22 protein-coding genes and 1 pseudogene are annotated in these 19348 nt (G+C 66.0%); 19 read left to right on the forward strand and 4 right to left on the reverse strand.

The window, feature by feature from the left end; translation table 11 throughout:
- Positions 1-59: 59 nt before the first annotated feature.
- From ypfJ to AB0876_RS12825, 8 genes are all read left to right on the forward strand, one after another.
- Positions 60-953 (forward strand): KPN_02809 family neutral zinc metallopeptidase, encoded by an 894-nt coding sequence (gene ypfJ, locus AB0876_RS12790; protein WP_491838976.1) that lies wholly within the window; start codon positions 60-62, stop codon positions 951-953.
- On the forward strand, positions 946-2580 hold the full coding sequence (locus tag AB0876_RS12795) for a DUF885 domain-containing protein (protein ID WP_491838975.1): 1635 nt from the start codon (positions 946-948) through the stop codon (positions 2578-2580). The genes ypfJ and AB0876_RS12795 overlap by 8 nt, the downstream gene beginning before the upstream one ends.
- 20 nt (positions 2581-2600) lie before the next feature.
- Positions 2601-3125: a DinB family protein gene (locus tag AB0876_RS12800; protein ID WP_526042136.1), complete on the forward strand. Its 525-nt coding sequence runs from the start codon at positions 2601-2603 to the stop codon at positions 3123-3125.
- An 83-nt stretch (positions 3126-3208) separates the two neighbouring features.
- Positions 3209-4090: an RNA polymerase sigma-70 factor gene (locus tag AB0876_RS12805; protein ID WP_491839352.1), complete on the forward strand. Its 882-nt coding sequence runs from the start codon at positions 3209-3211 to the stop codon at positions 4088-4090.
- Positions 4090-4536, forward strand: a complete 447-nt coding sequence (locus AB0876_RS12810) for an SRPBCC family protein (RefSeq protein ID WP_526042137.1) — start codon at positions 4090-4092, stop codon at positions 4534-4536. Before AB0876_RS12805 ends, AB0876_RS12810 begins: the two co-directional genes overlap by 1 nt.
- A gap of 32 nt (positions 4537-4568) precedes the next feature.
- Positions 4569-5159, forward strand: coding sequence for a TetR/AcrR family transcriptional regulator (locus AB0876_RS12815; RefSeq protein ID WP_526042138.1), 591 nt, complete (start codon positions 4569-4571; stop codon positions 5157-5159).
- Entirely contained in the window at positions 5156-6715 is a 1560-nt protein-coding gene (locus AB0876_RS12820) for a flavin-containing monooxygenase (protein ID WP_526042139.1), read from the forward strand. The genes AB0876_RS12815 and AB0876_RS12820 overlap by 4 nt, the downstream gene beginning before the upstream one ends.
- Positions 6712-7566 carry a mycofactocin-coupled SDR family oxidoreductase gene (locus AB0876_RS12825; protein ID WP_526042140.1) on the forward strand — a complete coding sequence of 285 codons (855 nt, stop codon included), beginning with the start codon at positions 6712-6714 and terminating at the stop codon, positions 7564-7566. The genes AB0876_RS12820 and AB0876_RS12825 overlap by 4 nt, the downstream gene beginning before the upstream one ends.
- 15 nt (positions 7567-7581) lie before the next feature.
- Here the strand turns inward: AB0876_RS12825 and AB0876_RS12830 are convergent, their stop codons facing one another.
- Complete coding sequence (locus AB0876_RS12830) at positions 7582-8481, reverse strand: acyl-CoA thioesterase (RefSeq protein ID WP_526042141.1); 900 nt, start codon at positions 8479-8481, stop codon at positions 7582-7584.
- Between the two features lie 13 nt (positions 8482-8494).
- Entirely contained in the window at positions 8495-9328 is an 834-nt protein-coding gene (locus tag AB0876_RS12835) for an LLM class flavin-dependent oxidoreductase (protein WP_526042142.1), read from the reverse strand.
- A gap of 76 nt (positions 9329-9404) precedes the next feature.
- Between AB0876_RS12835 and AB0876_RS12840 the strand changes: the two genes are divergently transcribed.
- The 7 genes and pseudogenes from AB0876_RS12840 to AB0876_RS12870 all read left to right on the forward strand — a co-directional run bounded on the left by AB0876_RS12840 (position 9405) and on the right by AB0876_RS12870 (position 14682).
- Positions 9405-10043, forward strand: a complete 639-nt coding sequence (locus tag AB0876_RS12840; RefSeq protein WP_491838967.1) for a TetR/AcrR family transcriptional regulator — start codon at positions 9405-9407, stop codon at positions 10041-10043.
- 112 nt (positions 10044-10155) lie between these two features.
- Entirely contained in the window at positions 10156-11385 is a 1230-nt protein-coding gene (locus AB0876_RS12845; RefSeq protein ID WP_491838966.1) for an amidohydrolase family protein, read from the forward strand.
- A 37-nt stretch (positions 11386-11422) separates the two neighbouring features.
- Positions 11423-12583 carry an acyl-CoA dehydrogenase family protein gene (locus AB0876_RS12850; RefSeq protein WP_526042143.1) on the forward strand — a complete coding sequence of 387 codons (1161 nt, stop codon included), beginning with the start codon at positions 11423-11425 and terminating at the stop codon, positions 12581-12583.
- Complete coding sequence (locus AB0876_RS12855) at positions 12580-13854, forward strand: acyl-CoA dehydrogenase family protein (protein ID WP_491838964.1); 1275 nt, start codon at positions 12580-12582, stop codon at positions 13852-13854. The genes AB0876_RS12850 and AB0876_RS12855 overlap by 4 nt, the downstream gene beginning before the upstream one ends.
- Before the next feature lie 79 nt (positions 13855-13933).
- A complete protein-coding gene (locus AB0876_RS12860; RefSeq protein WP_526042144.1) occupies positions 13934-14368 on the forward strand; it encodes an SRPBCC family protein in 435 nt (144 codons plus the stop codon).
- 31 nt (positions 14369-14399) lie between these two features.
- Positions 14400-14498: pseudogene (locus AB0876_RS12865) on the forward strand (haloalkane dehalogenase); the annotation flags it as partial.
- A gap of 40 nt (positions 14499-14538) precedes the next feature.
- Positions 14539-14682 (forward strand): hypothetical protein, encoded by a 144-nt coding sequence (locus AB0876_RS12870; RefSeq protein WP_526042145.1) that lies wholly within the window; start codon positions 14539-14541, stop codon positions 14680-14682.
- On the opposite strand, the gene AB0876_RS12875 is transcribed toward AB0876_RS12870, so the two are convergent.
- A complete protein-coding gene (locus AB0876_RS12875; protein WP_526042146.1) occupies positions 14679-15689 on the reverse strand; it encodes an Rv2578c family radical SAM protein in 1011 nt (336 codons plus the stop codon). The genes AB0876_RS12870 and AB0876_RS12875 overlap by 4 nt on opposite strands.
- Before the next feature lie 265 nt (positions 15690-15954).
- Between AB0876_RS12875 and sigJ the strand changes: the two genes are divergently transcribed.
- The 4 genes from sigJ (at position 15955) to AB0876_RS12895 (ending at position 18773) form a co-directional block, all read left to right on the forward strand.
- Positions 15955-16821, forward strand: a complete 867-nt coding sequence (sigJ, locus tag AB0876_RS12880) for an RNA polymerase sigma factor SigJ (protein ID WP_526042147.1) — start codon at positions 15955-15957, stop codon at positions 16819-16821.
- 68 nt (positions 16822-16889) lie between these two features.
- Entirely contained in the window at positions 16890-17810 is a 921-nt protein-coding gene (locus tag AB0876_RS12885; protein ID WP_526042148.1) for an NADP-dependent oxidoreductase, read from the forward strand.
- A gap of 12 nt (positions 17811-17822) precedes the next feature.
- Entirely contained in the window at positions 17823-18284 is a 462-nt protein-coding gene (locus tag AB0876_RS12890; RefSeq protein WP_526042149.1) for a cupin domain-containing protein, read from the forward strand.
- Between the two features lie 87 nt (positions 18285-18371).
- Positions 18372-18773, forward strand: coding sequence for a carboxymuconolactone decarboxylase family protein (locus AB0876_RS12895; protein WP_526042344.1), 402 nt, complete (start codon positions 18372-18374; stop codon positions 18771-18773).
- A 70-nt stretch (positions 18774-18843) separates the two neighbouring features.
- Here the strand turns inward: AB0876_RS12895 and AB0876_RS12900 are convergent, their stop codons facing one another.
- Positions 18844-19269 (reverse strand): Rv2576c family protein, encoded by a 426-nt coding sequence (locus AB0876_RS12900; RefSeq protein WP_174554256.1) that lies wholly within the window; start codon positions 19267-19269, stop codon positions 18844-18846.
- Positions 19270-19348: the final 79 nt, after the last annotated feature.

Here is a 19348-nt window from a genome sequence, read left to right on the forward strand (position 1 = left end):
TGAAAAGCTTAACGGGCTGTTGAGCACGCACCTACCGGCGAATGCGATGGAGTGACGGGATGACCTTCAACGAGGGTATGCAGATCGACACGAGCACCACCTCCAGTTCCGGCGGTGGCCGCGGCCCCGGCCGTGGCATCGCGATCGGTGGAGGTCTCGGTGGTCTGTTGATCGTTGTGCTCGCGATGTTCCTGGGTGTCGACCCGGGCACCGTGATGCCACAACAGCAGCAGCCGATAGACACCAGCAGCGCCGGGGGTGAGGGGTTCGACCTCAGCCAGTGCAAGACCGGCGCCGACGCCAACAGCAAGGTCGAATGCCGGGTGGTCGCCACCGGCAACTCCGTCGACGGCGTGTGGTCCCAGCTGCTGAAGGGATACACCCGTCCGCACGTCCGACTGTTCAAGGGGCAGGTCCAGACCGGGTGCGGTCCGGCCACCAGTGACGTCGGCCCGTTCTACTGCCCCGTCGACAAGACGGCGTACTTCGACACCGACTTCTTCCAGGTGCTCGTCGATCAGTTCGGTTCCAGCGGAGGGCCCCTCGCACAGGAGTACGTCGTCGCCCACGAGTTCGGCCACCACGTGCAGGACCTGCTGGGCGTTCTCGGTCGGGCCCAGCGGGACCCCGAGGGCGCCACCGGTGCGGGCGTGCGCACCGAACTGCAGGCCGACTGCTACGCCGGCGTCTGGGCGCATTACGCGTCGATCACCCGGCAGGAGGGCACCGATGTGCCGTTCCTGCAGCCACTGAGCGACAAGGACATCACCGACGCCCTGTCCGCGGCCTCCTCCGTCGGCGACGACCGCATCCAGAAGCAGGCCACCGGCCGGGTCAACCCCGAAGCGTGGACCCACGGTTCTTCCGAGCAGCGACAGAAGTGGTTCACCATCGGCTACCAGACCGGCGATCCGAACAAGTGCGACACCTTCGCCGCGAACAACCTTGGCTAGGGCCGCCACAGCCGTCGACGCGGTAGCCGAGCGCTACCTCGATACCTATGCGCAGCTTGATCCGTGCGCCGCAACGGAACTGGGCATCACCGGTCACGACGATGAGATGACCGACTACTCCCCGCAGGGAGTGGCAGCCCGCGCCGAAGCTGCCCGCGCAACGCTGCGGGAACTCGACGGGCTGGAGCCCGCCGATGATGTCGACGTGGTCACCGTGGCCGCGCTGCGCGAGCGCCTCGGCGCGGCCGTCGACGTGCACGACGCCGGCCTGGACCTCGGTGAACTCAACGTCATCGCCTCGCCGCTGCAGACCATGCGCGACGTGTTCGACCTGATGGCCACCGACACCGAGGACGACTGGGCGCTGATCGCTGCGAGGTTGGCGAAGGTGCCCGATCGTGCTGCCGGCTACGCGGACGCCCTTCGTGCCGCGACCCGCAGCAGTCACGGCCCGGCCCTTCGCCAGGTCACCCGAGGGGTCACCCAGGCCCGGCAGATCGCCCAGTTGTTCGCCGAGATGGCCACCGGCGCGGTACCGGAGAACCGGCGATTACAGGGGCAGCTACGGCAGCTCACCGAAGCCGCGGCCGACGCCTACCGGCGGCTGGGCGACGTGCTGCGGGAGGACATCGCGCCGCATGCGCGCCAGTCCGATGCCTGCGGGCGCGACACCTACCGGCTGATGTCACGGCAGTTCCTGGGTACTGCCGTCGACCTCGACGAGGCCTACGAATGGGGCTTGGGCCTGCTCGATGCCGTTGTGGCCGAACAGGAATCGATCGCCCAGCAGCTCTACCCCGGGGCCACCGTGGCCGAGACGCTGCGCCGGTTGGACGACGAACCGCGCTACGTCATCGCCGGCACCGATGCGCTGCAGGCCTGGATGCAGGATCTGTCCGACCGCGCGGTCCAGTCGCTGGCCGGCACCCACTTCGACATCGACGGGCCGCTTCGCACACTCGAGTGCCGGATCGCCCCGACCCAGACCGGCGGCATCTACTACACCGGGCCGTCGGAGGACTGGTCGCGGCCAGGACGCATGTGGTGGTCGGTTCCACCGGGCGTCGAGCGGTTCCACACCTGGCAGGAAACCACCACGGTGTTCCATGAAGGTGTTCCCGGCCATCATCTGCAGATCGGCCGCGCGGTGGCGCTGGCCGATCGGCTCAACCGGTGGCGCCGGCTTGGCTGCTGGGTGTCGGGCCACGGTGAGGGCTGGGCGTTGTACGCCGAGCGGTTGATGGCCGAGCTGGGCTGGCTCGACGATGCCGGCGACCGTATGGGAATGCTTGATGCACAACGGTTCCGAGCGGCTCGGGTGGTGCTCGACATCGGCGTGCACTGCGGCCTCACCGCTCCCGACGGTGAGGTGTGGGATGCCGAGCGGGCCTGGAATTTCCTGACCTCGCATTCGGCCATGGCCGAGGAGAACCTGCGCTTCGAGCTCGACCGCTACCTCGGCTGGCCGGGCCAGGCTCCGTCGTACGCCATCGGGCAACGGATCTGGCACGAACTCCGCGACGAGGCCTTGCGCCGGGGATCATCTCTGCGGGAATTCCACAGCCGCGCACTCGATCTGGGCGGGCTGCCGCTCGACGTCCTCAGATCGGCGTTGTCAGCCGGCTGACCGGCGACAACACTGGTGGCATGGAAGCCCTGGAGCCCGACACCAAGGACTGGACCTGGGTGCTGTCTCGCGTCTGCACGGAGTGCGGGTTCGACCCGGCATCGGTCCAACCCAGCGAGGTCGCCGCCATGATCCGCGATGATGCCGCACTGTGGGTGCCCCGACTGCACGGCACCGGGGTCGCTGTGCGGGTCCGTCCGGACCGCTGGTCGATCCTGGAATACGGCTGCCACATCCGCGACGTGCACCGGGTCTTCGAGCACCGAGTGCAGTTGATGTTGACCGAGCAGGATCCTCAGTTTCCGAACTGGGATCAGGACGCCACCGCGATCGCCGACGATTATGGGTCGCAGGATCCGGGGAACGTCGCGACCGAGCTGTTCGAAGCGGCCGGGGTGGTCGCCGACACCTATGACCGCGTGCCGGCCGACGCCTGGTCGCGCCGCGGGTTGCGCAGCAATGGCAGCGAGTTCACCATCGCGACGATCGCGATCTATCACCTGCACGACATCGTCCACCACGCACACGACGTCGCCGGGATGTGATGTGGTTCACAGCCAAAGGCTGTCACGGTTCGGAGCCCCAGCGGTGTCTGAGAGTGTGACGACCAACGGCACAGGGGGATCATCTGAACGCCACCGAGGTATTCGCGGGGTACCGCCCGCTGCTCTTCACACTGGCCTACGAGATTCTGGGTAGCGCCGCAGACGCCGAAGATGTGGTGCAGGAAAGCTACCTGCGCTGGATCACGGCAGGCGACGTGACACATCCGCACGCATATCTCGTACAGGTCGTGACACGGCAGGCCCTCAATGCGCTGCGCACCAGCAAGCGCCGACGCGAGGACTACGTCGGCAATTGGCTACCCGAGCCGATCCAGACCGAGCCCGACGTGGGCGAGGACGCCGTCCTCGCCGAGTCCGTATCCATGGCAATGCTGCTTGTCCTGGAGACGCTCAGCCCCGACGAACGCGTGGTGTTCGTCTTGCACGAGGTGTTCGGCTACACCTATCCCGAGATCGCGCCCGTGGTGGGAAAGTCCGACACTGCGGTGCGCCAAATCGCCCACCGCGCACGCGAACACGTACAGGCCCGCAGACGCCGCTTCACGCCGGACAATCAGCTGGCACGGACCACGGTCACCCGGTTCCTTCGGGCCGCGCACACCGGTGACATCGATGGCCTTGTCGCGGTGATGGCCCCCGACATCGTGGCGCTGTCCGACGGCGGCGGACAGGTATCGGCTGCCCGTCGTCCGGTGGTCGGGCCACAACGCGTCGCGCACTTCATGGCCGGGCTTGCCCAGGGCGCGATGGCCGAGTTCGACATCTCGTTCGGAAGTTACAACTCGATGCCCGCCGTGTCGTTCCTCCGGGACGGAGCGCTGGACTCGATCCTGCTCATCGAGCTGACCGACGGACTCATCACTGCGCTCTACGCGATGCGCAATCCCGACAAGCTCCGCGACACCGCCACCACCCGCAGCCTGACCAGACAGCAGGAGAACTGATGCAGACCGTCACCGTCGAACGTTTCATCGGAGCACCGCAGGATGAGGTGTTCGAGTTCATGAGCAACGCAGCCAATTTCACGCGTTCTCCGTTGGTACTTCGACAGCGGCTGGCCGAACCCGGCCGGCAGGCCCCATATGGACAAGGAGCGGTACGCATCCTGCTCTGGACGATCGGCTGGTTCCGGGAACGCATCACCGCGTACGACGCGCCGCACTCCTTCGACTACTCGGTCGAACGCAGCTTCCCACCCTCGGAGCACCGGCACGGACGGGTGAGCTTCACCGCGGTGGACGCCGGCACCCACGTCGTGTGGACCACGACGTTCCGGGTGAAGTTCCCACTCATCGGCGAAACGCTGACCCGTTGGGTCGGTCGACCGATGCTGACCAGGGTGTTCAACGACGTGCTGGATGCCGCCGCGACTGATCTGGCCAAACGCTGACCACATTGAACAGATCTCGTTAATCTGTTCAAATGCGCGATACGGACCGGGCGGTGTCACCCGCACTGCTCGCCGCGACCGCTGCGACGCTCAGGCTTTTGGGCCCAAGGCAATTCAGTCTCACCGCAGTCGCCGAACACGCGGGCGTCTCCCGCGGCACCGTCCACAACGCCTTCGGCAGCCGAGACAATGCGATCAAGATCGCGCTCGACCACCTGGCCGGCGCCTTCATAGAGACCATCGCCGCCGAGGCCGGCCGCCACGAAGGCTTGGCCGACCAGGTCGCCGCCGCGGCCGTTGTCATCTGCGCCCACCGGCAGAACTCCGAGTCGGTCCCGCAACGCGGCATCAACGAAAGCGTCGTGGTGCTGTTGCTGCGCAACACCGGCGACGATCTGATGCGACGTTCGATCGACCTGTGGAAACCGTTCGTCCGCGCGGCCCAGGAACGCGGAGAGGTCGGACCCGGCGTCGCCCCGGCACGGGCCGGCGAATGGATCGTGCGCCTGCTACTCAGCTTCGAACTGCTCCCGCCCATCGGGGTGAACCTCGACAGTCCGCGAGCGGTCAAACGATTCGTGTCCGACCACATCGTCGTCGGCCTCACCGGAAGGCAACAATGACCCAACCCGACTACGAAGTCGCCGTCATCGGCGCCGGGCCCGGCGGCATCGCCACCGCGCACCTGTTGCAACAGAAGGGTATCCACAACTTCGTCATCATCGAGCGGGGCGACGACTTCGGCGGAACCTGGCGCGACAACCACTACCCCGGACTCGCAGTCGACATCCCCACCCTGTGGTACCAGCTGTCGTTCGCCCCGAATCCGAACTGGAGCAGGTTCTTCGCACCCGGCCCGGAAATCCATCGTTACCTGCAGGACACGGCAGCGGACCTCGGGCTCTACCAGCACCTACGGCCCAACTGTGAGGTGATCCGCCAGCAGTGGGACGACGAACTCGGTCTGTGGCGACTGCAGATCCGCGACGAGGCACCCGTGACGGCGCGTTTCGTGGTCAGTTCGGTCGGCGGCTATGTCAATGCCAAGCACACCGTCGACATCGAGGGTGTGGACGACTTCACCGGAACGATCCTGCGTCCCAACGCCTGGGACGACAGCTACGACACCAAGGGCAAGCGCATCGCCGTGATCGGCACCGGTTCCTCAGGAGTCCAGATCACCGCCGCCCTGTCCGCGGAAGCCGCCAATCTCGATGTCTACCAACGCACCCCGGCCTGGGTGCTACCAAAAGTCGACTTCGACTTCTCTCCGTGGATGCGCCGACTGATGCGCTTGCCCGGCGTCGTTCCGGCGGTGAACACAGTCGGTCGGCTGGCGATGGACATCTTCATGGTGGCACCCATCGTCCACGTCTTCTCCCGACTGCCGGACAACTGGCTACGCCGCCTGATGCCGCTCTACGATGGCTGGTCCCGGCTGCTGTACCGGTTGCTGCTGCGTGCGGTCGTCGACGACGCGGCCACCCGCCGAAAACTGGTGCCACAGTACGGCATCCTGGCCAAACGGCCGGTGATCTCCAGTGCATTCCTGCCGGCACTGAACAACCCCAGCACCAACCTGATCACCACGCCGATCGACCGGATCACCGCGACCGGGATCCGCACCACCGACGGCGTCGATCATCCGGCCGACCTGCTGGTGCTGGCCACCGGCTACGAACTGTGGATCGACCCGGAAACCTACCGACCGGACACCATCCTGGGTCCCAACGGTTTCGACCTCGCCCAGTACTACCGCGCGCACGGTCTGCACACCTACGCCGGCACGGCCCACCCACGGCTGCCCAACCGCTGGGAGATCGTCGGCCCGCTCGGCTTCGTCGGATTCGCCTGGCTTGACTATGTCGAGACTGTCGCCGCACACGCCGTGCGGATCATCGACGAGACCCGGCACCGCGGTGCACAGGTCGCCACCGTCAGCCAGGACGCGTTCAACCTGTGGAACGAGCGGATGCGTCGCGACGGCCGGGTTGCCCACCTGTACTACACCGCGACATCGGGCCTGAACAGCTATTTCGTCAACTCCCAGTACGAGACTCCGTATTACCGGCCGCAGACGATCACCGGCTCCCGGCAGTTTGCCCGCCAGTCCCCCCTGTCCGACTACCAGTTCACCAATGTCCGCGTCACCGCACTACCCGAGGAGCAACCCGCATGACTTCCGACGAGCGCTTGCGCGAGGAGCCGACGGCCAACGCCCCACTCGCCGGGCGGGTCGCCTACGTCACGGGCGCCGCGCGCGGCCAGGGTCGCTCGCACTGCGTGCGACTGGCTCGAGCCGGAGCCGACATCGTCGCACTCGACGCCTGCGCACCCGTCGCCGCCCAGAACGGTTACGCCGCAGCCACCCCGGAGGATCTCGCCGAGACCGTGGCCCTCGTCGAGGGCGAGGGGCGCAAGGTCCTGGCCCGTGAGGTCGACGTGCGTGATGCCGAGGGCCAGAAGCGACTGGTGGCCGATGCGATCGAACAGTTCGGCAGGCTCGACGTCGTCGTGGCCAATGCCGGTGTGCTCAATTGGGGCCGGCTGTGGGAGATTCCGGCGCAGCAGTGGCAGGACGCCATCGACGTCAACCTCACCGGGGTGTTCAACACGGTCCAGGCGGTGGTGCCGGCGATGATCGAGGCGGGCAACGGCGGTTCGATCATCACGATCAGTTCTGCGGCCGGCATCAAGGCGGTACCCGGCTGTGCGCACTACTGCGCCAGCAAGTTCGGTGTCGTCGGGCTCACCAATTCACTGGCCATCGAGCTGGGCGAGTTCGGGATCCGGGCGAATTCGATCCACCCCTACGGCACCGACACCCCGATGGGTAACGACGTATCGATGTACAAGGTGCTGCAGGACCATCCGAACTACATCCACAGCTTCTCCCCCGGCGCGTTGCCCACGGATTCACTCATCGCGCCCGACGACATCTCGGACATCGTGCTGTGGCTGGCCAGCGATGCGTCGTCGTTGGTCACCGCCGCCCAGATCCCGGCAGACAAGGGGTATCTGAAGATCTGAGCGGCGGTGCCGGTCCTACAGCCGCGAGTGCTCGGAGATGCTGGTATCGGTGGTACGCAGCGGACGGATCAGCGCGTCCTGGCTGAACGAGGCGATGAGTTCGCCTTGCTCGGTGTGCACCGCGCCGCGCACATACGACATTCCCGCGCCGACCTGGGTGCTCTCGTGGCTGTAGAGCAGCCACCCGTCCCACCGGACCAGCTCGTGGAAACTCACCGTGACCGTCATCGGCGCGGTCGAGACCGTGAGGTGGGCCTGCGCGGTACCGATACCCTCGTGCGCCCGCATGGTGGTCGAAATGCCCAGGTGCCCCGTGAAATATGCGATCAGCGCCTTGGCCAGGTCATCGCGGGCCGGGACGGGGTCGTAGTGCAGCCAGGCGTACAGCTCGGGCGGGCCGACATCGTCGGGGCTGTTGACGTCGACGACGTCGACCAGACGCAGTTCGCGTCCGATCATCGGCATGTGAGAAAGGTTCGAGTCCGCCGGGCCGGCGACCTCGGGCCGCGGCAGATGATGGCGGATGACATCACCGGAGGGCACATCGGTGAACACCGTGATGGTGATGCAGCGCTTGCCGTTCTGTGACGCCGCGATCACCGCGGTGGCTGTCGACCGGCCTTCGCTGATCACATCGACGTCGAGCTCGACCGGTGGGCCCACCATCACGGCCCGGGCAAACACCGCATGTGCCGACCGAACCGACTTGTCCGGAAAGCGTTTCGCCGCCGCGACGATCGCGGCGCCCACGATCTGGGTGCCTTCGACCACCTGACGCTCGTCGACACCGGCGATGCCGGTCTGGACGGTGAAACGGTTCTCCCCCGCGGGTTCGGCATCGAACAGGTCCAGCAGCATCTGCAGCGTCCACTGCGTCGGTTCGACCTCTTGGGGTGCCTCGGATTCTGCGGTCATGACTTCCTCTCTTTCACGCGTTGATGACTGTCTCGGCGAACTCCGAAATGGTGTGGGGTGCGGCGAAATCGGCGAACCACACGTAGAAGCGTTCGACGCCCTGCGCGGACAGATCGGCGAAGTGGGCGGCGAGTTCGGCGGCGTCGCCGCACACCAGGCCGTCGCCGAGGTGCCCGAACAGCCGGGTGCTGCGTTCGGTCGCTGCCGTGCGATCGGCGCCGCGGCCGACGAAGCCGACCATCTGTTGCAGGGAGGCTCGTGCCGAGCCCACTGTCGGTAGCAACGCGGGCAGCCGATCGAGCTGATGCGACGGAATGTTCCACCAGTCGGCGTGGGTCCGTACCAGTTCCATCATGCGCTTGCCGGTTCCGCCCAGCACCAACGGAATTGGATGGGACGGACGCGGGGCCTGCCCACGCTCACCATCGCCCCAATACTGGTGCAGCAGGTCCAGATTCTCGCCCAGCCTGCGAACCCGTGCTGCCGCGTCACCGCTTTCGATGTCGAACCGCTCGAACTCCTGGGGCCAGGACCCGGATCCGAGACCGAGTTCGAAGCGCCCGCCACTGGCCTCTGACAGTGTCACGGCCTGCTTGGCCAACACCGACGGATGACGGAATGCATCGCACAACACCAGATGGCCGATCCGCAGCCGTTCGGTGCGCGCCGCCACCCAGGTCGCGACAGTCATTGCCTCCCAGATGTTTTGGTGAGTGGCACCGGGAGCTTCCAGATGGTCGATGAAGGCAATGCCGTCGAAGCCGCTGGCCTCGGCCACCTGGGCACGTTCGACGACGTCGTCGACAGCCAGCCGTACCTGGGGTAGGAACAGAAACCACTCGCTCAATCGCAACCTGCCTATTGCTTCTACAGAAACGGTAACGTCATTCTCGCAAGTGCAGCATGACGGAGGTGATGGCGCAATGGCTAGGCTGGCCGGACGACCGCCCGAAGGCGCGCGCGCCGAGGCACAGGCGGACCGGGCCCGCCGGTTCATGAAATCGGCGTTGGCGATCCTGGGCGAAACCGGACGCACCGACTTCACGGTGCTGGAGGTGGTGGAACGCTCCAAGACCTCGTTGCGATCCTTCTACCAGCATTTTTCCACTAAGGATGAGCTGCTGCTGGCCCTCATCGACAAGATCATGGCGGAGTCCACGCTGCGCTGGCGCGGCGACACCGACGGGCTGGCCGGCCCCGACGCACTCCGGTCGCTGATCGAGCGCATCACCGTCCCGGCGTCGTCGAGCACCCAGGACAGCATCAACCGCGGCCTGACCTTCTACAACGACCATCTCGCCGAGTCGCTGCCGCGTGAATATGCGCGGGTACTGGCCCCACTGCACGAGCTCATCGGCGACATCCTGCGGCGCGGAATGGATTCGGGGGCATTCCGGTCCGACATCGACGTTCAGAGCACCGCCGCCCTGATCATGCAGTCGGTCCTGGGCGCGATGCGGCTGCGTTCACTGGGAGTCGAACTCAACGGCGCGCCGATCGACGGTGAGCACATCTACGAGTTCTGTGTACGCGGCCTGCTGACCCCTCAGCACCCTGGCTGACCAGCAACTTTCCCATCCATTGAGCGATCGCCCGAATGGGCTCGTCGGCGTCGATGATCCCGTGGTAACGTCATTACCAGTTTCGGAAATCACACTCTTCCAGGAGGCGAACATGCCCTCACGCGAGCTTCCCTACCCGGTGTTCGACGCCGACAATCACTTCTACGAGCCCAAAGAGGCGCTCACCCAGTTCCTGCCCGACAATCGCAAGGGCGTCATCGACTACATCGATGTGCACGGCCGCACGAAGATCGTGGTGCGCAACCAGATCAGCGATTACATCCCCAACCCCACGTTCGAGGTGGTCGCGCGGCCGGGCGCCCAGGAGGAGTACTTCCGGCACGGCAGCGGCGGCAAGAGCTATCGCGAGGTGATGGGCAAGCCGATGAAGGCCATCCCCGCCTTCCGCAACCCCGAAGCGCGCCTTGAGGTCCTGGACAGCCTGGGCCTGGACTACACGATCATGTTCCCGACCCTTGCCAGCCTGGTCGAGGAGCGCCTCAAGGACGACCCCGACCTGATCCTCGACATCATTCACGCGCTGAACGAGTGGATGTACGAGACCTGGCAGTTCAACTACTCCGACCGCATCTTCTCGACGCCGGTCATCAACCTCGGCGTCGTCGACCGCGCCCTCGAAGAACTCGAGTGGTGCCTGGAACGCGGCGCCAAGACCGTGCTGGTCCGCCCGGCGCCGGTACCCGGTTACCGCGGTAGCCGCTCGATGGGCCTTCCGGAGTTCGACCCGTTTTGGGACGCCTGCGTGAAAGCGGGCATCCCGGTGTGCATGCACGCTTCGGACAGCGGGTACGCGCAGTACCTCAACGACTGGGAGCCGGCCGACGAGTTCCTCCCGTTCAAGCCGACGTCGTTCCGGATGGTGGCGATGGGCAAGCGTCCGATCGAGGACACCATGGCCGCGCTGGTCTGCCACGGCGCACTGACCCGCAATCCGGACCTGCGAATCCTGTCGGTGGAGAACGGCGCCTCGTGGGTGCCGTACCTGTTCTACCAATTCAAAGACGTCTACTCGAAGATGCCGCAGGAGTTCCCCGAGGATCCGATCGAGGCGTTCAAGCGCTGCGTGTACGTCGCCCCGTTCTGGGAGGACGACTTCAAGAAGATGGCCGACCTGTGCGGCATCGACCGCATCATCTTCGGATCCGACTGGCCGCACCCCGAGGGCCTGGCCGATCCGATCAACCTGGTCGATGATCTGGTTGCACACGGCCTCGACGACGAGGGCGTCCGAAAGGTCATGGGCGGCAACCTGGTCGACCTGTTCAAGGTCGAGAACAAGAAGGTATACCGACCCGATGTTCCCGCACTCGTACTGAACTGATCCAGTCCCTCCACACCTACGAAGCTGGGCCGACTACATGACAGATGTGGCAAATCCCGAACAGATGCTGTTCACCTCCACCGCACAGGCCTTCCTGGAGAAGGAGGTGCCGCTGAGCCGCGTGCGTGAACTCCATGCCGAGGGCATCGCCTTCGACACCGGATGGTGGGGGCGCGCAGCCGAATTGGGTTGGGCCAGCCTGCTGGTGCCCGAGGAACTGGGCGGCGGGAGTCCGTCCGGAGACGGTGTCGCCGACCTGGCGCTGCTTGCCGAGCAGGCCGGTCACACCGTGGCCCCCGGTCCGCTGCATCCGATCAGTATCGTGCTCGCCGGCCTCGTCGAATCACCGGACGGACACGAGGAACTCATCGAATCACTGGTTGCCGGCGAGACCGTGGCATCGTGGGCGGCCTACGAACCCAAGCGGCCGTTCGGAGCCCTTCAATCCGCCACCGGCGTCGGCACCACGGCCACCCGTACCGAGTCGGGCTACCGCATCGACGGTGTCAAGGACCGAGTCGAAGCCGGCGACCAGGCCGACACGGTTCTGGTGGTTGCCGCCTGCGACGGGCAGATCAGGCAGTTCCTGGTGCCGACCGACGCGGCCGGCGTGACTGTCAGCCCCCAGAAGTCGGTGGACCTGGTCAAGCGTTATGCCCGAGTGCAATTCGATGGCGTCGAGGTCGACGAGTCCGCCGTGGTGGGGACTGCCGAGGAGACCCCGGCCATCATCGAACGCCAGCGCCAGGTCGCCCTGGTGCTGCAGTGCGCCGAGATCGTCGGAATCCTCGACGCGGTACTGACGATGACCAACCAGTGGCTCACCGACCGGCACAGCTTCGGCCGTCCACTGGCGTCGTATCAGGCTCTCAAACATCGCGCCGCCGACATGAAGATGTGGTTCGAAGCAGCGCGCGCCACCACCACCGGAGCCGTGGCGGCCGTGGCCGAACGCTCCCCCGAAGCATCGAAGCTCGTCAGCGTCGCGAAAGCCTATGTGGCCGAACGCGCTCCCGTGATGCTGCAGGACTGCGTGCAGTTGCACGGCGGCATCGGGGTGACCTGGGAGCATGATCTGCACCTGTACCTGCGGCGGGTTGCGCTCTACCGGGCGCTCTACGGTTCACCCGAAGACCACCACCGTGCCGTGTACGCGTTGAGCCGCAAGACCCACGCAGCCGAGGAGATCGGGGCATGACCGACACCGTGAGCACCACAGCAACAACAGAGTCCGTCGAGCAGTTCGCGTTGCGCGCCCGGACCTGGCTGGCCGAGAACATGCCGCCCATCGATCCCGGCAACCCCCCGTTCGCAGTGCGGGCCGAAACCGAATCGTGGGAGCGGGCAAAGGAACTGCAGAAGCGCCTCTACGAAGGCGGCTTCGCCGGCATCTGCTTCCCGCGCGAGTACGGCGGCCTTGGGCTCGATTACGCATACCAGAACGCATTCAACGACGAATGCCGGAACTACGAGATGCCGTTGATCCTCAACACCCCGTCGTTCACCATCTGCGGCGCAACCATTCTCGACATGGGCAGCGAAGACCAGAAACGTGAGCGCATCTCGGCCGCAATCCGTGGCGATGAGGTCCTGTGTCAGCTGCTGTCCGAACCCAGTGGCGGGTCGGATCTCGCCGGCGTGATCACCCGAGCCGAGCTCAAGGGTGACACCTGGATCATCAACGGCGCCAAGACCTGGAGCACCAGCGCATTTGCCGCCGACTACGGGTTGATGCTGGCCCGCACCGACTGGACCGTGCCCAAACACGAGGGCCTGACCATGTTCCTGGTGCCGCTCAACGCGCCGGGTATCACGATGCGGCGCATCACCGAAGTGAACGGCAACGAAGAATTCTGTGAGGAGTTCTTCGACAATCTCGAGCTGCCGGCAGACGCCGTGGTCGGCGACGTCAACGACGGCTGGACCGTCGCCTCGCGTCAGCTGCACCACGAACGTCGCGCGGTCGGTGGCGGTTCCGAGTTCGCCAGTGGGACCGGGGCCGAGAACGCGAACGAGATGCCGCCGGACCACGTCGGGCTGGCCGAGGCCACCGGACAGGGCGACGACGCCCGGGTGCAGGACCTGGCGGGGCGCGCGCTCGTGCGGCGCATCGTCAAGAAGCAGCTCATCGATCACGTCGGCAAGGCGATCGGAAACGGCTCGCTGCCACCGAATGCGGGCACGTTGATCCGGCTGTTCCATGCCGAGACCACCGAACTCGAGGTGGACACCGCGCTGGCCATCGCCGGTACGGCCGGCGTCGTCGACGAGGGTTCTGACGATGCACCGGAGTTGGCCGGGCTGATGGAGATCGGAGTGCGCTACCTGTCCCGGCAGACCGGGTCGCTGGGCGGCGGCAGTTCGGAGATGGCGCGCAACGTCATCGGCGAGCGGATCCTCGGCTTCCCGCGCGAACTCGCGGCCGACCGCGGCGTGCCGTTCAACCAGGTCAAACGCAACAAGAGCTGAGTGCCCTTCGGCGCTGAGGGGCGGACGTACCGAAAGGTGCGCCGCGTACGGTGGGGACCAGACAACGCAGGGGGTCCCGATGCCGACCATTCACTTGGAACGAGTGATCGCAGCGCCGCCAGAGCAGGTCTTCGACTGGATGGCCGACCCCGCGGCACTGGCCACCGCACCGCTGGTACTCCGGTCGGGCTGGACAGCGGGATCGTCGGGACCCGCCGTGGGGGCCGTACGCGCGGTGACCGGAGCCGGCATGTGGTTCCGGGAAGAGATCACCGCCTACGACCGCCCGAACAGTTACTCGTATCTGATCATCGGGTCATTCCCACCGTTCGACCACGACGGCGGCACACTGAGTTTCACACCCCGCGACGGCGGGACGCATATCGACTGGACGACCAGCTACACCCACCCCGCCCGCGCCGGCGGTAAAGCGATGGAGGCCGTCAGCTCACGACTGCTGCCGTGGAACTTCCGCGCCATCCTCGCCAACTGTGCCAAGGCGCTGGAGCACTAGGCACAACGTCAACCAGATCAACGGCAGTCGTATGGCTTACATCGACGAGGGTGACGGCACCGCCGCGTCAGCCATCGTGTTCCAGCACGGCAACCCCACGTCGTCGTACCTGTGGCGCAACGTGATGCCGGGAGGTGTTTCAGGCCTTCCGCTCCCAACCCGGCGCTATCATGCGGGGCCGGGTCCGCGAGTTCGCCCGGACCTGGTCGAATCAGACCGAAGTAACTGTTGCCGGTACGCATTTCGTTCAGGAGGACAGCCCCGACGAGATCGGGACGGCGGTCGCCGACTTCGTGCGCGGCCTCGCCCGCTAGAAGAGTGCCGGTTGCATCGGCACTGCGGGTTCGCGCACGGCACCGACGCGGGCGGCGGGTGCCGGCCCCGTCAATCCGTGCCGGGCCACCAGGGGTTTCACCCGGGCACGAAGCATGTCGCGATAGTCCGGTGGCAGATAGGCGCCGCGCCGGTACAACCGTTGGTAATCGGCGAGCAGTTCCGGATGTTCGCGCTGCAACCAGGACATGAACCAGCCGCGTGTCGTCCCCCTCAGATGCAGACCGAACACGGTCACGCCGCTGGCCCCTGATGCGGCGATGCGACTGAGCAAAGCGTCGAGTTGGTCAGCCGAATCTGTGAGATACGGCAGCACCGGTGCGACCATCACATGGCACCGCAGCCCCGCGTCGCGTATCGCCGTGATCAGGCCCAGCCTCGCTTCGGGCGTAGGCGTTCCGGGTTCGACCGTGCGGTGCAGTTCCGCATCACCTACGGCCAGCGACACCGCGACGCTCACGTCGACGCGACGCGACGCCTCGGCGATCTGCGGCAGGTCGCGGCGAAGCAGCGTGCCCTTGGTCAGTATGGAGAACGGCGTTCCTGAATCAGACAGCGCTGCAATGATTCCCGGCATCAGGGCGTACCGGCCTTCGGCGCGCTGATACGGGTCGGTATTGGTACCGAGTGCAACCGTCTCGCGGGCCCAGGACCGGCGCCGCAACTCACGGGCCAGCACCTCGGCGACGTTGGTCTTCACCACCACCTGGGTGTCGAAGTCTGAGCCGCTGTCGAACTCGAGATACTCATGGGTGGGACGGGCGAAGCAGTACCGGCAGGCGTGGCTGCAGCCGCGGTAGCCGTTGACGGTGTACCGGAAAGGCAGCATCGATGCCGCGGGCACCTTGTTCAGCGCCGACTTGCACAGCACCTCATGAAACGTGATGCCCTCGAACTGCGGTGTACGCACGCTGCGGACGAAACCCAGCCGCTGCAGACCCGGCAGCGCACCGTCGTCAGCGTCCAGCGCCTGGTCGTCCCACCGCATACCAACATCGAACAATTGTTCGATATAAATGTCAAGGTAATTCCATGAGTGTCGATCCCGATGAGGACTGGGTGCGCCGATGCCGCGGTTTCGGGTACGGCATCGGCGCGCGCCGTGGGCGCTTGCCCAGTCCATCGCGCATCAGAATCGGAAGCGGAACCGTCCGATGCGCATTCCAATATCGAACAATAGTTCGAATGATGAGTCAAGCCCGATCTCAATCCCTGGGATCCCGGGCGACGTCGCATCTGCGAAGGTAGCGGGTATGTCTGATCAGCAGGACACGCTCACTGCCGAGTGGGAGACGCATCGACCCGCGGTCTTCGGTGTGGCGTACCGGTTGCTGGGCAGTGTCGCCGATGCCGAGGACGTGGCCCAGGAGGTGTGGCTACGGGCAACGGGCGCAGATCTGGCCGAGGTGAAGGATCTACGGGCATGGCTGGTCACGGTTTCCGCGCGGCTGTCATACGACATCCTCAAGAGTGCCCGGGCCCGCCGCGAAGCCTACGTCGGGCCGTGGCTTCCCGAGCCGCTGCTGACCGGGCCCGACGCGTCGGAGCCGGTCCTCGTCGACGAGTCGGTCAGCTCGGCGATGCTGCTGATCATGGACGAGCTGAGCCCGCCGGAGCGCGTGGCCTTCGTCCTGCACGACGTTTTCGGTATCGAGTTCGACCGGATCGCCGAAATGCTGGAGTTGTCCGCGGCTGCCGCCCGCCAGTCGGCTTCGCGGGCGCGGCGGCGGGTGGACAAGGCGAAACAGTCCGCGCCGCAGGCGTCGAACGCCGAACGCCGAAGGGTGCTGACAACCTTCCGCGCCGCCTACGAAGCCGGTGATATGGCGAGTCTGGTCCGGCTTCTGCATCCGGGTGCGGTCTATGTCACCGACGGCGGCGGCAAGGTCTCGGCGGCCCGCAAGCCCATTCGCGGCGGTGAGCGTATCGCCATGGTGATGGAGCGAGTAGGGCGGCAGTGGCGCCCCGACCGCATCGATTTCATCGAGGTCGGCGGCGAGCCCGCGCTGGTGTTCTATCAGCAGGACGGCGTGTACTCCGTCGACACGGTGCAGATCACGGACGGTTTGATCACCGCCTACCGCCGGGTCATCAACCCGGACAAACTCGCTCACGTCTGATCTGTCACATCTGGCGGTGCTATCTCGTCTCCCTGGTGAGAGTGGACAACGATCCGAAAGGACTCGTGATGCAAGCCATCACCGTTTCCGACCGTGACGGCGGTATCGCCGGAATGACCCTGGCGGACATACCGCACCCGCACACGGCCGAGAACGACGTCATCGTGCGGGTGCACGCCGCGGGCTTCACACCTGGAGAGCTCGACTGGCCGGCCACCTGGACCGATCGGGCCGGCCGCGACCGAACCCCCAGCGTGCCCGGACACGAGCTTTCGGGTGTCGTGGCCGAGTTGGGGTTCGGTACAACGGGTTTGACCGTCGGTCAGCGGGTGTTCGGGCTCGCCGACTGGACCCGCAACGGCACGCTCGCGGAATACGTTGCGGTAGAAGCCCGTAACCTGGCGCCGCTGCCGGCAGATGTCGACCACGTGGTGGCTGCCGCACTGCCGATATCCGGATTGACCGCGTGGCAGGGCCTGTTCGACCACGGCCGGCTCGCCACCGGGCAGACGGTGCTGATCCACGGCGCCGCGGGTGGAGTCGGGTCCATCGCGGTGCAGCTCGCTCGTGAGGTAGGCGCACACGTCATCGGTACCGGCCGCGCGGCGGACCGGGACCGGGCGCTGGCGCTCGGTGCCCACACCTTCGTCGACCTTGCCGCTGAAAAGCTGGAGGAGGCAGGCGAAGTCGATGTGGTGTTCGATGTGATCGGCGGAGACATTCTCGCCCGCTCAGCCGCTCTGGTGCGGGCCGGAGGCACCCTCGTCACCATCGCCGAACCACCAGAAGTCCGCCCCGAGGACGGACGGGCGGTCTTCTTCGTCGTCGAACCCGATCGGGTCCGGTTGGCCGACCTCATCGCGCGAGTGCGGGACGGACGACTCACCCCGGTCGTCGGCGCCGTGCGGCCGTTGGCCGAGGCAGCGGGCGCGTTCGCGCCGGGCAAGCGCATCCCCGGCAAGACGATCATCCAGGTGACCGAAGACTGACAGGAGCAGAACATGACGGGAATGCGTATCGCGGGAGGGATTCTGGCCGTCGCCGCCCTGACCGGCGCCACGGCGTGCACGTCTGCGAGCCAGGCGGCCCCCACCACGACACCGGCGCCTGCTGCCACATCGGAAGCCTCTTCGGAGACCCTGACCCCGTTGATCGAGCAGGCCCTTCCGAACGTGCCGGGAAAGACGTTCACCTCGACGGTCGTCAGCTTCCCGCCCGGGGCCCGCGCCGTGCCACACCGCCACGGCGAGGCCTTCGTGTACGCCTACGTCCTCGAGGGATCCGTGCGCAGTGCGGTCGACGACAACCCGGTGACCACCTACCGCGCCGGCGAGAACTGGGTCGAGCAACCGGGTGCCCACCACCCCGTCACCGAGAACGCCAGCGACACGGATCCGGCCAAACTACTGGTTGTCTTCGTCTCCAACACCGGAGACCGCCTCAAGGTCGATGACCACCAGTAGCAGTCCCGCACCGACGAATCGAAGGAATCAATGGTGAGCTCACCGCGCGTCAACGTCGGCACCCAGCATCCGGCCGCCTACAAGGCGATGTTCGCTCTGTCGGGAGAGGTGGAGAAATGCGCGGCAGACGCCGGCCTCGACCCGCTCCTCATCGAGCTGGTCAAGATCCGCACATCCCAGATCAACGGGTGCGCGTTCTGTCTGCGTATGCACACCCGAGACGCCCTCGCCAAGGGCGAGAGCCCGGATCGGATCGCCGTGCTACCCGCATGGGAAGAAACCGGCTACTTCTCCGAGACCGACCGCGCCGCTCTCGCTCTGGCCGAAGCGGTCACCCGGATATCGGGTACGCACGTCAGCGATGAGCAATACGCCACCGCTGCCTCCGCACTCACCGCTGACCAGATCTCGGCGGTCATCTGGCTGGCCACCGTGATGAATGCCTTCAACCGCATCGCGATCTCCAGCCGGTACCGCGTCGCCGGCTGAATCGGATGGGGCGGGTCAGATCACCACACCCGCGAGCGGGTCAAATTACCACACCCGCGAGCGGGTCAAATTACCACTGACCGAGCTGGCAGCGCGGGCTGTACGGATGATCGTTCTGGACGGCGATCTGGCCGTCGACGGAGATCTCGCAGTGCGCGTTGGGCTGAGCCTGGCCCCCGTGCGTCGTGCTCGCGACCGTGAAGACAGCCCACTGCGGATCGGCGAGCGTGGTCTCGAACACCCAGGGCGTGTCGGGACCGACGTTCACCGTCGCCTTCTGCAGGTACTTGTACGCATCGGCGTTGTAGGCGTCTTTGCTCGCAGGCTGCGTCGTCAGGTAGTAGAGGTCGAATTCGTACGGCGCGCCGGAGGTGAGCGTGTACTTCACCTGATGGCCCTGGCCGGACGGGTCCGCATACGACGTTGCGTTGGAGACCGCCATACCCGCAGCCGCCAGTACGAGCGCCGCACCGACCGTGGTTGTCGCTTTTCGCATATTCGTCACATACGTCATATCCGAGCACGGTACCGCCTTGTTACACCTGTGACAGGACCGGTGGTGCATCATCATTGCG

The organism is Mycobacterium sp. NPDC049093, from assembly GCF_040704635.1.
GTDB lineage: Bacteria > Actinomycetota > Actinomycetes > Mycobacteriales > Mycobacteriaceae > Mycobacterium.